Origin of the sequence: Bradyrhizobium sp. (genome assembly GCF_049586575.1) — a bacterium.
Lineage (GTDB): Bacteria > Pseudomonadota > Alphaproteobacteria > Rhizobiales > Xanthobacteraceae > Bradyrhizobium.
This window is the reverse complement of the sequence record NZ_JBAVCF010000125.1, coordinates 1-11,187: the sequence shown is the minus strand read 5'-3', so window position 1 is coordinate 11,187 and position 11,187 is coordinate 1. Positions and strand designations below refer to the sequence as shown.

The window sequence follows — 11,187 nt, the reverse complement described above, 5'->3', positions numbered from 1 at the left end:
CTTCACGAACTTCGGAAAGTCATGGGCACTAGCAAACTTATTGATTCTAGTACCGCTTTGTCGATCTGAAGTCCCTGATCGAATTCGCCGCTTGTGGCGCAGGGACTTCGGATCGGCGGTACTAGCGCCAATCCGGGCCATGCGGGCAGAGGCCGAATGAAAGAACTATCGCCGGTTGATCATCTCAATGGCTTCAAAAGGCCGACACCGTAAGAATCGGGGGGCCGCACGCGGGCTTGCGTCGTCACGGGAAAAATTTACGCGTCCATAAGAACTTATCGCCGGCACGCCGGTAATTTCGGCCAGGTTGCAGGCGGTCTGACGAACGCATTTGCTTAAGGACCGTTAACCTGTTTGCCGCAGAATCAGAGATAAGATTCCCGAAAAGGAACATGGCGATGGCCAAATTTGCGATTGGCGAACGGGTTGAAAAGGCGACCGACGACCACGAGGACGGAGTCGTCATTGCGGTCTTCCCCACCACGGACGGCAACTTTCGTTATGCGGTGGACATGGAGGGCTACGGCGCGCTCCAGTTCTTCACCGAGGAAAATCTCGTCGTCTGCGCCGGATAGATCCCGGTATTTGTGCCGCGCGAATTCGTTTGCGCGGTGGCCGCACTGCGATTCCATCAGGAGCAGAGCCGCCGGCTTAATTAATTATTCATTGCGCTAATTTGCTCGATTTTAATGAGTTAACCTCACAGTGCCGACCTTGGGACCCGAGTATCGGGTTGCTTGTGTGTACAGGAGGTACTGTGACGAAGATTCTTTCGAAGTTCTGGGCCGATGAGTCGGGCGCTACCGCGATCGAATACGGCCTGATTGCCGCGGGCATCAGCCTCGCCATCATCGCTGTCGTTAACGGTCTTGGTTCCAATCTGAATACGAAGTTCACGTCCATCAACACGTCGCTGAAATAACGCCGCGGTTTATGACCGAGAACTACTCCAAGACATCTGGCGATCGCATTTTCCGTTCTCAGCGGAAATCCGATGAGCCCGTCCGCATTGCCGCGGACGGGTTTTTCTTTTGTTGCTGGATCACCCGAGATAAGTCGCGCCTGGCTTAACCCTGCCGATTAACACCTGGTCAGGCCAAGACAGCTATAGCATGGCAGGTATAGGATAGCGGTTCCGCAAGAAGTGTCCGGTCATGAACGCAGGCGTCACTGAGCACGCGACAGGTGAACTGCCTTTGGCGGCTGCGCAGTCGCGCGGCAAGCCGTCCACCGCCAAGATCTGGCTGAAAGCCATTGAGCGGACCGCTCGCATCGAGGCCGATCCGCACCGGTTGTTTGCCGATCTCGTCGAGGATTGGGCGGCGCGCCAGCCGGATCGCCCGAGCCTGCTCTCGGAGCAAGCGACCCTCAGCTATCGGGACCTGAGCGACCGGATCAACCGCTACGCGCGATGGGCGCTATCGGCGGGAATCGGCAAGGGTGAGACGGTTTGCCTTTTCCTGCCGGGCCAACCCGATTATCTCGCCGCCTGGCTCGGAATCACCAAAGTCGGCGCCGTCGCCGCTCTCATCAACACCAAACTCGTCGGGTCGTCGCTCGCGCATTGCATCGACGTGGCCGAGGCCGCTCACATCGTCGTGGGACGCGATCTCGCCGCCGCTTTCGAGGAAGTTCATCCACGCCTGAAACGCGCGCCGAAAGTCTGGTGGCACGGCGGCGGTGAGGCCGAAACAAGCATCGACACGGTCCTGGCCGATCTGGACGGCTCGCCTCTCACCTCGACCGAACGCCGCGACGTGTCGATCAATGACCGGGCGCTGTTGATCTATACGTCAGGCACGACCGGCTTGCCGAAGGCCGCGAGCATCAGCCATCGCCGCATCCTGAACTGGGGCGGCTGGTTTGCCGGGCTGACGGATGCCTCGCCCGAGGATCGGCTGTTCGATTGCCTGCCGTTGTTTCACAGCGTCGGCGGCGTGGTCGCGCCTTGCAGCATGTTGGCCGCGGGAGCCTCCGTCGTGCTGTCCGAGAAATTCTCCGCCGGCACCTTCTGGCGCGACGTGGTGCGCTTCGACTGCACGCTTTTTCAATACATCGGCGAACTTTGCCGTTATCTCTTCAAGGCGCCGGCCTCGGAATTCGAGACGCGGCACCGGTTGCGTCTTGCCTGCGGCAACGGCCTGCGTGGCGATATCTGGGAAGGCTTTCAGACGCGGTTTGCAATCCCGCGCATCCTGGAGTTTTACGCGGCGACCGAAGGCAATTTCTCGCTTTACAATGTCGAGGGCAAGCCTGGCGCGATCGGCCGGATTCCGCCGCTGCTGGCGCATCGTTTCCCGGCCGCGATCGTTCGCATCGATGCCGAAACCAATATCCCCCTGCGCGGCGCCGACGGCCTCTGCGTGGCGTGCGGGAGTGGAGAGGCAGGCGAAGCGATCGGACGGATCGGGACAGCCGAGGGGGCCGGTGGCCGCTTCGAGGGCTACACCAACGCCGCCGAAACCGAAAAGAAAATCCTGCGTGACGTCTTCGCCAAGGGCGATGCCTGGTTTCGAACCGGCGACCTGATGACGATCGACGCCGGCGGCTTCTTCCATTTCGTCGATCGCCTCGGCGACACGTTTCGCTGGAAAGGCGAGAATGTCGCGACATCCGAGGTGAACGAGGCGATCCTGGAGTGTCCCGGTGTCGTCGACGCGGTCACCTACGGCGTTTTGGTGCCGGGCGCCGACGGCCGCGCCGGAATGGCTGCGATCGTCACCGATGCCAGCTTCGATTTTGCCGAATTCAGGGATCATCTCGCGCGCCGGCTGCCGGCTTACGCCCGCCCTGTCTTCATCCGCCTCAGCGCGGCGCTCGACAGAACCGAAACCTTCAAACAGAAAAAGCAGGACTTGATCCGCGCGGGCTTCGATCCGCGCCACGTCGCCGAGCCGCTGTTCTTTCGGGATCCGAAATCCGGCGACTTTATGCCGCTTCGCGCCGATGAATTCGCGCGGCTATCGGAAGGGGCGATCCGGCTTTAACGCCGCGGGCGCGTCTCGCTCACTTCACATCCCGAAAATGGCAAGCTCGGTATCGGCGAGATCGCCTAATCTTGGCTGGCGCGGGCCCTTGAAATATTTGCGGCCGCGCGCCTCGCTGTAGATTCCGGCAAGGCCTGCGATCGGGCTGTTGGCGTCGAGGATTACTATCGGGCTGCCGCGCCACAGCAGATAGCGTCCGATCGCGCCCGCGCATCTGACATAGTCGGCGATCTCGTGGCAGAAGCCGAGTTGAAGGGCGGGCAGCGGGATGATGCCGCGGCGCTTGCGCAGGGAAAAGAAAATGAAGGGGACGGCCTCCATCGCCGTGCGGCAAACCAGGCTGAGACAGCCGTAGCTGGCGTGCCGCTTGAGCATGGCCAATTCGTCGTCCGGCACGCCGGCGATAGAGGCCGTATCCGGCGTCACCACTTCGATTTGCATATCGGCTCCGGCGCGGGATAGCGCGGGAAAGGAGAAGTAGAGGCCACGGCAGTAGATCTTGAAGCCCTGAGCCTCCAGGATCGGCCATGTCGGCGGCGCCGGTGTGACGTTGAAGTAGGTCACATCCCTGCGCTTCTGCGTCATCGACGCAAACAGCGCCGCATAATTGCGGAACTCCGGATCGACATACCAGCTCGAATTGTTGCAGCAGATGGCGGCCTGCCCATCGATCGTTCTCGTCGAATAGATCTGAAGCAGGCAGCCGACTGGCTTGCCGTCGTTTTCCATCAGATAGCCATAGCGCGGCGCATCCAGCGGCAGCGATCGGGCGCCCTGCCGGCGCAGCCCACGCATCCAGTAGTCGCGGCTCCGATGCACGAAGCCCCTTGTCAAGAGGTCCGCAATCGCCTCAACATCGCTCTCCTGTATCTCGCGGAACCGCGGCTGGACGGCAGGCATGGTATTTACCAATGGACGTAAAAGATCGCGCGAAGAGGGTGTTAGTTCACCTTTTCGCTCTATCATGGACTCTCAAAATTTTATGAGAATGCGGAGTAGTCCATGTCGGTAAGGTTAAAGATTGTTTCAGCGATCCGGCAGATCGCCGCCGAGCAACATGTCGCTCTTCCGCCTTTGGAAGATAACCTGTCGCTGCATGAGACCGGCTTTGACTCGCTCGCGTTCGCCATATTGGTGGCACGTCTGGAAGATGAAATCGGTGTCGATCCGTTTACTATATCGGCGGATGCGAGCTTTCCTCTCACGATAGGCGACTTCATCAAGGCCTATGAAAATGTCCCCGCGTGAAATCTTCGCGCTGCGTGGCTATCTCGATCCCAGCCTGAAGGGCCGCACGCTCTCGGACGCGCGTCACCTTGCATCGCTGACGGATATTGCGGATCGGACCTGCCTCGGCGGCAGGCTTGCCGAACTCTCCGGCCGGTCGGTGCTGCTTGCGGTCTCGAGTCAATTTCTCGCCGCTCTCGTCATGCTCGAGATCGACGGCGTCGCGCGGCGAATGCTGTTGTGCCCGCCGGATCTCAATGCCGACCACCTTCAGGCTCTGGTCGAAGACGCCGAGATCGATGCCGTTGTCACCGATCAGCCGGATCGGTTCGCGACGCCGGGAATCCCGCTGGTCGTCACCGCCAGCGTGGATTTGAAAGCCGCGCCCCGCACGCAGACCGAGCGCGCGACCGAATGGCTGATGCTCACGTCCGGCACGCTGGGTCTGCCAAAGATCGTCGGCCACACGCTCGAAGGACTGACCGGCGCGATCGCCGCCGACGGCCCCGCGCGCGGGACCCGGCCGATCTGGGCGACGTTCTACGACATCCGCCGTTACGGCGGTTTGCAGATTTTCCTGCGCGCGATCATCGGCGGCGGATCGCTGGTGCTGTCGGAGTCCGGCGAAGCTCTTGCAGACCACATCGCCCGCCTGAACGAAAAGGCGGTCACGCATATGTCGGGTACGCCCTCGCACTGGCGCAAGTTGTTGATGAGCGGTGCGGCTTCGGGGTTTTCGCCGCGCTATGTCCGCCTCTCCGGTGAGATCGCCGACCAGGCCGTTCTCGACGGTCTGCATCAGGTTTTCCCCGAGGCCTCGATCGGCCACGCTTATGCCTCGACCGAAGCCGGTGTCGGTTTTGCCGTCAATGACGGGCGTGAGGGCTTTCCCGCTGACATGGTCGGAACGAACCGCGACGGCGTCGAAATCAGGGTCGTGGACGGCTGTCTCCAGATCCGATCGCGGCGCGCGGCGCACGCCTACGTCGGTCGCCATGCGAGCGCGTTGACGGACGAAGAAGGATTCGTCGACACCGGCGACATGGTCGAATTGCGTGGCGATCGCTATCATTTTGTCGGCCGCCGCGGCGGCATCATCAATATCGGCGGGTTGAAGGTTCACCCCGAGGAAATCGAGGCGGTGATCAACCGGCATGACGAAGTGCGCATGTCGCGCGTCAAGGCGCGCAAAAGTCCGATCACTGGCGCGATCGTGGTTGCCGACGTCGTTCTGGCCGACGGTTGCGACGCAAGCCGGGGCGATGAAATCAAGGCCCGGATCATCGGCAGTTGCCGGGCGAAGCTTGCGCCCCACAAGGTGCCTGCCATGATCAAATTCGTCGAGAAGCTCGACATTACGGCGGCCGGAAAGCTCGCGCGATCAGATGCATAATGTTCTGGTGACAGGCGGCAGCCGCGGCATTGGGCTAGCGATCGCGCAAAGGCTTGCAGGCGCGGGCTACAACGTGATCGCGGTGGCGCGCCGCGAAAGCGACGAGTTGCGCAGCGGCATCGAGACGGCCACGAAGCGGCGAAACGGACGCATTGCTTTTCGCGCGTTCGACCTCAGCGAGATCGACGCCATTCCCGCGTTCGTGAAAGGCCTGCGTGATGAATTCGGTGCGATCTATGGCCTCGTCAACAATGCCGGCATCGGCACCGAGGGCCTGCTTGCCACGATGCACAACAGCGAGATCGAGGCGTTGATACGCCTCAACGTGCTCTCGCCGATCATTCTGACCAAATATGTCGTGCGCCACATGATGGCGGATGGCGGTGGCCGCGTCATCAACATGTCCTCGATCATTGCTTCCACCGGCTACAACGGCCTGTCGGTCTATGGCGCGACCAAGGCGGCTGCGACCGGTTTCACCCGTTCGCTGGCGCGCGAGGTCGGCAAGCTCGGAATCACCGTCAACGCAATCGCACCCGGCTTTGTCGATACCGAATTGACGCAAAGCCTCGGCCCCGAGCAAAAGCAGCGCATCGCCGGCCGCAGCGCGCTGCGTCGCTTGCCGGAAACGGACGACGTAGCAAGCATGGTGGAATATCTCCTGGGCGATGGCGGCCGCAACATCACCGGCACGGTGCTGACCGTCGATGCCGGAAATACGGCTTGAGCCTCCAGTCCTGATCAACCGCCCGCCACCGCGCGGCTTTGATTTTGCCGGCCCGCGATATAGCCTCGCGGAGGTCTCGCCGGCGACGATTTGGCCGGTTGAACCTATTTTCCAACTGCGCCGTATCTGTCCCAACTCCCTTGCGATTGCGCGCCATGACCGCATTCAACAGCAGCGACGAGTTCTACGGCACCATTCCGGTGTTTCGAGGCTTCACGCGGCTGATGGACCCGGACCTCTATTCGCCGCTTCCAGATGACTGGACCATCGGGGTGGCCGATATCGTCGAATCCACCAAGGCGATTGCGCAGGCGCGCTACAAGTCGGTCAACATGGCCGGTGCCGCGGTCATTGCGGCGGTGACCAACGCCCTTGAGGGCCGCGAATTTCCGTTCGTGTTCGGCGGCGATGGCGCAAGTTTTGCGGTCGCGCCGTCCGATCTGGAGCGCGCGCGGGAGGCGCTCGCTGCAACGGCCGTCTGGGTCGAGGAGGATCTCGATCTACAGATGCGGGTGGCGTTGGTGCCGGTGGCGGCGATACGGGCGCAAGGGTTGGACGTTCGCGTGGCGCGTTTTGGGCCGTCTCTCAATCTCTCCTATGCAATGTTTTCCGGCGGCGGTCTTGGCTGGGCCGAAGCCGCGATGAAACGCGGCGAGTTCGCCATTCCGGCCGCCCCACCTGGAACGCAACCGGATTTGTCCGGGCTTTCGTGCCGGTTCGAGGAGATGCCGGCCATGCGCGGTCTCATTCTCTCCGTGATGGTGCTGCCGGCGCCGGGCGCCGATCCCGCCGCCTATCGCCGGTTGATCGAGGACATCGTCACGCTCGTCGAACGCAGCCCCGATCAGGGCCGGCCGGTGCCGCCGGGCGGTCCGCCGCTGCGCTGGCCGCCGGCCGGTGTCGAATTCGAAGCGCGGGCCCAGCGTGGCGGGTCGTTGTTCAAAAGGCGGCTCAGCGTGCTTGCCAACACGCTGTTTGCCTATTGCGTCATGCGCTTCGGCATCAAGGTCGGCGACTTCGTACCGAAAATCTATGTGCAGCAGGTCGTGGAGAATTCCGACTTCCGGAAATACGACGATTGCCTGCGGATGGTGCTCGATTGCACGCCCGATCTCGACCAGAGCTTGAGCGGACGCCTCACGGCCGCGGCGTCAGCCGGCGTCGCGAGATACGGCCTGCATCGACAGGATGCGGCGATGATGACCTGCTTTACGCCGTCGGTGATGCGCAGCGACCACGTCCATTTCATCGACGGCGCACGCGGCGGCTACGCCTCCGCTGCCACCGCGTTGAAGGCGACACCGGCAGTCCAAGCCTGACGCGGTTTCAGCGTGAGCTTCGGCTCCAGTCTTCGCTGCCGCAGAGCGCGCCGACGCAGCCATCGACCTTCAGCGTCGCCGGTCCGGTCACGGAGACCTTGCTCGCATAGGTCTTGCCATCGTCGGCGTTGTAAATCTGGCCCGACCACTGGTTGGGACCGGCTGGCCGCATGCCGGAAAACAGCGAAAGCCCGATGATCGGGCGCTTTGCGCGCGCCGGATTGGGATTCTTGTCGTCGACCTGAGGTTTTCCGGTCAGGGGATCAATCGGCTCCTTCAGCCAGACGATAACCCCGCAAATTCCGCCGCTGCATCGCGAGACACGTATTTTCGCATCCCCCGCCTGAGTCAGCCAAACTCCATCCGGGCTGCCGGCGGCGGCGTTTTGCGCCTTCGCTGGGGTTAGAGCCATTAGCGCCGCTATCGCAAGTACGAACTCAAATCTGCAAGTCATCCATCTCTCCGGGAAAAAGCCGGCTTGCATAACAAGAAATGGCTCTTGCGCAAATCCGTCACCAGGGCAGGCCGCACAGGTCGAGCGTGCCCAGCGTTGGCGCGCGCCGCTTCAGATCCAGGACGAACGGCGTCATGACGTCGAAGCGGATCCTGCCCTCAGGCTGTTCGGCGTAGACCGCGCCGGTAAAGGGCTCCCAGCCGCGCGACCGATAGAATTCAAAGTTGTGCTGTTCGCAGAACAACAGCGCAAACTGCGCCGCGTCGTGATCGCGCATGGTGTGAACGGCAGCATCGAGCGCGATACTGGCATAGCCGCGGCGCCGGCAGTCGGGGTGGGTGGCGACCCCGCCGATGCCGCCGATATGGACCTGCTGGCCGTTCCAGGTCACGGTTCTGAAGTAGATACCGGCATGGCAGGCAAGCGCGCCGTCGTCCGTCTCGATCAGCACGCGCAAATCCGCGTGCGCCCATCTGACCTGACCCCAGGACAGCTTCTCCATCTCGGCCGGCGGCCACACCGCGTCGAGCAGTTTTTCCGCCCGCGGCCAGCCTCCATCGCCGCTCACAATCTCGATTTCGACACTCATGACATCCGCCTGCTGCCGCTCCGATCCTCATACGCCTCGCGCGGCAGCAAGTTACCGAAGCCGGCACGGAAACGACAGAAACCCGGAAATCTCACGGCGAAATGATCCATAGCCGGGCCGGCTACGCCGGATGGGCCGATCGGGGCAAATTCAAGTGTTTAAGAGCGTTGGAACCTTCTATAAGGGTTTCCGTTAAAAGTTGTCTCCCATCATTTTCGGACATCACCCCATGACCTTCACGCTTCCCAACCTTCCCTATGCTTACGACGCCCTCGCGCCGCATATGTCGAAGGAAACGCTGGAATATCATCACGACAAGCATCACCAGGCCTATGTGACCAACGGCAACAACCTGCTCAAGGGGACCGAGTTCGAGGGCAAGTCCCTGGAAGAGATCGTCAAGGGTTCGTTCGGCAAGAATGCCGCGCTCTTCAACAATGCCGGCCAGCACTACAACCACATCCATTTCTGGAAATGGATGAAGCCCAATGGCGGCGGCAGCAAACTGCCCGGCCGGCTGGAAAAGAAGATCAACGAGGACCTCGGCGGCCTCGAGAAATTCAAGACCGACTTTGCCGCCGCCGGCGCCGGCCAGTTCGGCTCGGGCTGGGCCTGGCTGTCGGTGAAGGGCGGCAAGCTCGAAATCTCCAAGACACCCAACGGCGAAAACCCGCTGGTGCATGGCGCAACGCCGATCCTCGGCGTCGACGTCTGGGAGCACTCCTACTACATCGATTATCGCAATCGCCGCCCGGATTATCTGAAGGCGTTCGTCGATCATCTGGTGAACTGGGAATATGTTGACGAACTGTTCTCGAAAGCCTGATCAGCGATCGCATCGTTGACATAAGGCGGCAGCTCACGCTGCCGCTTTTTTGTTGGCGTTTGCAGCTTGCAGGCGTGGCAGGCTTGCGGCAAAACCGATGATGCCGGCAGCTTGGCCTTTGGGAATTTGAACGATGAACTATGTTCTGGTTTTTATCGGCGGCGGGCTGGGTTCGGTCTTGCGCCACACGGTGAACGTGATTTGCCCGCGCTTTCTCGGGACCCATTTCCCGTATCATACCTTCATCATCAATATCACCGGCTCGACCATCATGGGCCTGATCGCAGGCTATCTCGCCTTCAAGGGCGACGCCGCGCAGTCCTGGCGGCTGTTTGTGATGACCGGCGTTCTCGGCGGCTACACGACGTTTTCAGCGTTCTCGCTGGACGCCGGGTTGCTGTATGAGCGTGGCGAGGTGGGGCCGGCCGCGCTCTACGTGCTGGGGTCTGTGGTTTTGTCGATCCTCGGCCTCTTTGCCGGGCTGGCTTTGGTGCGCTCGATCACCTGAGCAGCCTTTAGGCCTGCTCCGATAGACTCCCTAAATGTTATAATATAACATTTTGGAATGGTACCCGCCCACTCCCACGATCAGGCCCATCCGCATCACCACCCCCATAGCCACGGGCCGGCAGCACCGCATCCGGCGCAGGCGGTGACATGGTCGATCCTGCGGATGGCGGTGGTTTCCCGGCTCATGGCGGCAGCGGCCGTGAGTGCCGCGCTGTGGGCGTTCGTCTGGCTCGCGATGAAGTGAACATGACCGCACAACTGCAATTTCGCGATGTCACGCTCGGCTACGACCGGCACCCGGCGGTTCATCATCTGAGCGGCGACGTCGCGACCGGTGCCTTGCTCGCCGTCGTCGGTCCCAATGGCGCCGGCAAGTCGACGCTGTTTCGCGGCCTTGTCGGAATCCTGAAACCCCTGGCGGGAACGATCGTGACCGGCGGAATCGACGCCAAGGATATCGCCTATCTGCCGCAAACGGCCGACATCGACCGCAGCTTTCCGATTTCGGTGTTCGACTTCGTCGGCACCGGGCTGTGGCGCCGAACCGGCTTCTTTGGCGGTATCGACGGGCAAGCCCGCGCGAGAGTCGCGCAGGCGTTGGCCGCGGTGGGCTTGAGCGGGTTCGAGAATCGCGGCATCGGCACGCTGTCGGGCGGCCAGATGCAGCGCATGCTGTTTGCGCGGGTGTTGTTGCAGGACGCGCGGCTGATCTTGCTGGACGAGCCCTTCAACGCGATCGACGCGAAGACCTCGGCCGACCTGCTGGCGCTGGTCAAGCAATGGCATACCGAGAAGCGCACCGTGCTGGCGGCGCTGCATGACATGGATCTCGTGCGCGCCCATTTTCCCGAAACGCTGCTGCTGGCGCGAGGCAAGGTCGCCTGGGGCGCAACGAGCGAGGCGCTGACGAGTGAGAATCTCACCGAGGCGCGACGGATGTGCGAGGCCTTTGACGATAGAGCGGCCGCTTGCGTGGTCGATGTAGACGCTTCAGAGGCCGCCTAGTGCGGCGAATTTGAATCGAGACTCTAGTACCGCCGATCCGAAGTCCCTGCGCCACAAGCGGCGAATTCGATCAGGGACTTCAGATCGACAAAGCGGTACTAGAATCAATAAGTTTGCTAGTGCCCATGACTTTCCGAAGTTCGTGAAGGT

14 protein-coding genes are annotated in these 11,187 nt (G+C 61.7%); 11 read left to right on the top strand and 3 right to left on the bottom strand.

Annotated features, from left to right (window positions below):
- Window positions 1-392 precede the first annotated feature (392 nt).
- The 3 genes from WB528_RS04425 (at window position 393) to WB528_RS04415 (ending at window position 2,987) form a co-directional block, all read left to right on the top strand.
- Window positions 393-575: a hypothetical protein gene (locus tag WB528_RS04425; protein ID WP_423887215.1), complete on the top strand. Its 183-nt coding sequence runs from the start codon at window positions 393-395 to the stop codon at window positions 573-575.
- A 191-nt stretch (window positions 576-766) separates the two neighbouring features.
- Entirely contained in the window at window positions 767-922 is a 156-nt protein-coding gene (locus WB528_RS04420) for a Flp family type IVb pilin (protein ID WP_422257315.1), read from the top strand.
- 232 nt (window positions 923-1,154) lie between these two features.
- The gene (locus WB528_RS04415; protein WP_423887214.1) at window positions 1,155-2,987 is read left to right on the top strand and encodes a long-chain-acyl-CoA synthetase; all 1,833 of its coding nucleotides are present in this window, start codon (window positions 1,155-1,157) and stop codon (window positions 2,985-2,987) included.
- 24 nt (window positions 2,988-3,011) lie between these two features.
- Here the strand turns inward: WB528_RS04415 and WB528_RS04410 are convergent, their stop codons facing one another.
- On the bottom strand, window positions 3,012-3,887 hold the full coding sequence (locus WB528_RS04410; RefSeq protein ID WP_423887213.1) for an acyl-CoA acyltransferase: 876 nt from the start codon (window positions 3,885-3,887) through the stop codon (window positions 3,012-3,014).
- Window positions 3,888-3,989: 102 nt separating this feature from the next.
- Here WB528_RS04410 and WB528_RS04405 point away from each other — a divergent pair, with 102 nt between their 5' ends.
- The 4 genes from WB528_RS04405 (at window position 3,990) to WB528_RS04390 (ending at window position 7,653) form a co-directional block, all read left to right on the top strand.
- The gene (locus WB528_RS04405; RefSeq protein WP_423887212.1) at window positions 3,990-4,235 is read left to right on the top strand and encodes an acyl carrier protein; all 246 of its coding nucleotides are present in this window, start codon (window positions 3,990-3,992) and stop codon (window positions 4,233-4,235) included.
- Window positions 4,222-5,607 (top strand): ANL family adenylate-forming protein, encoded by a 1,386-nt coding sequence (locus tag WB528_RS04400; RefSeq protein WP_423887211.1) that lies wholly within the window; start codon window positions 4,222-4,224, stop codon window positions 5,605-5,607. Before WB528_RS04405 ends, WB528_RS04400 begins: the two co-directional genes overlap by 14 nt.
- A complete protein-coding gene (locus tag WB528_RS04395) occupies window positions 5,600-6,334 on the top strand; it encodes an SDR family NAD(P)-dependent oxidoreductase (protein ID WP_423887210.1) in 735 nt (244 codons plus the stop codon). The genes WB528_RS04400 and WB528_RS04395 overlap by 8 nt, the downstream gene beginning before the upstream one ends.
- 155 nt (window positions 6,335-6,489) lie before the next feature.
- The gene (locus WB528_RS04390; RefSeq protein ID WP_423887209.1) at window positions 6,490-7,653 is read left to right on the top strand and encodes a DUF3095 domain-containing protein; all 1,164 of its coding nucleotides are present in this window, start codon (window positions 6,490-6,492) and stop codon (window positions 7,651-7,653) included.
- A gap of 7 nt (window positions 7,654-7,660) precedes the next feature.
- Here the strand turns inward: WB528_RS04390 and WB528_RS04385 are convergent, their stop codons facing one another.
- Complete coding sequence (locus WB528_RS04385) at window positions 7,661-8,107, bottom strand: DUF2147 domain-containing protein (protein WP_423887208.1); 447 nt, start codon at window positions 8,105-8,107, stop codon at window positions 7,661-7,663.
- 58 nt (window positions 8,108-8,165) lie between these two features.
- Entirely contained in the window at window positions 8,166-8,696 is a 531-nt protein-coding gene (locus WB528_RS04380; protein WP_423887207.1) for a GNAT family N-acetyltransferase, read from the bottom strand.
- Window positions 8,697-8,925: 229 nt separating this feature from the next.
- Here WB528_RS04380 and WB528_RS04375 point away from each other — a divergent pair, with 229 nt between their 5' ends.
- From WB528_RS04375 to WB528_RS04360, 4 genes are all read left to right on the top strand, one after another.
- Window positions 8,926-9,522 carry a superoxide dismutase gene (locus WB528_RS04375; protein ID WP_423887206.1) on the top strand — a complete coding sequence of 199 codons (597 nt, stop codon included), beginning with the start codon at window positions 8,926-8,928 and terminating at the stop codon, window positions 9,520-9,522.
- A gap of 133 nt (window positions 9,523-9,655) precedes the next feature.
- Entirely contained in the window at window positions 9,656-10,030 is a 375-nt protein-coding gene (gene crcB, locus WB528_RS04370) for a fluoride efflux transporter CrcB (RefSeq protein ID WP_423887205.1), read from the top strand.
- Between the two features lie 57 nt (window positions 10,031-10,087).
- A complete protein-coding gene (locus WB528_RS04365) occupies window positions 10,088-10,276 on the top strand; it encodes a hypothetical protein (RefSeq protein ID WP_423887204.1) in 189 nt (62 codons plus the stop codon).
- A 2-nt stretch (window positions 10,277-10,278) separates the two neighbouring features.
- Window positions 10,279-11,037 (top strand): metal ABC transporter ATP-binding protein, encoded by a 759-nt coding sequence (locus tag WB528_RS04360; RefSeq protein ID WP_423887203.1) that lies wholly within the window; start codon window positions 10,279-10,281, stop codon window positions 11,035-11,037.
- The last annotated feature ends 150 nt before the right edge of the window (window positions 11,038-11,187 follow it).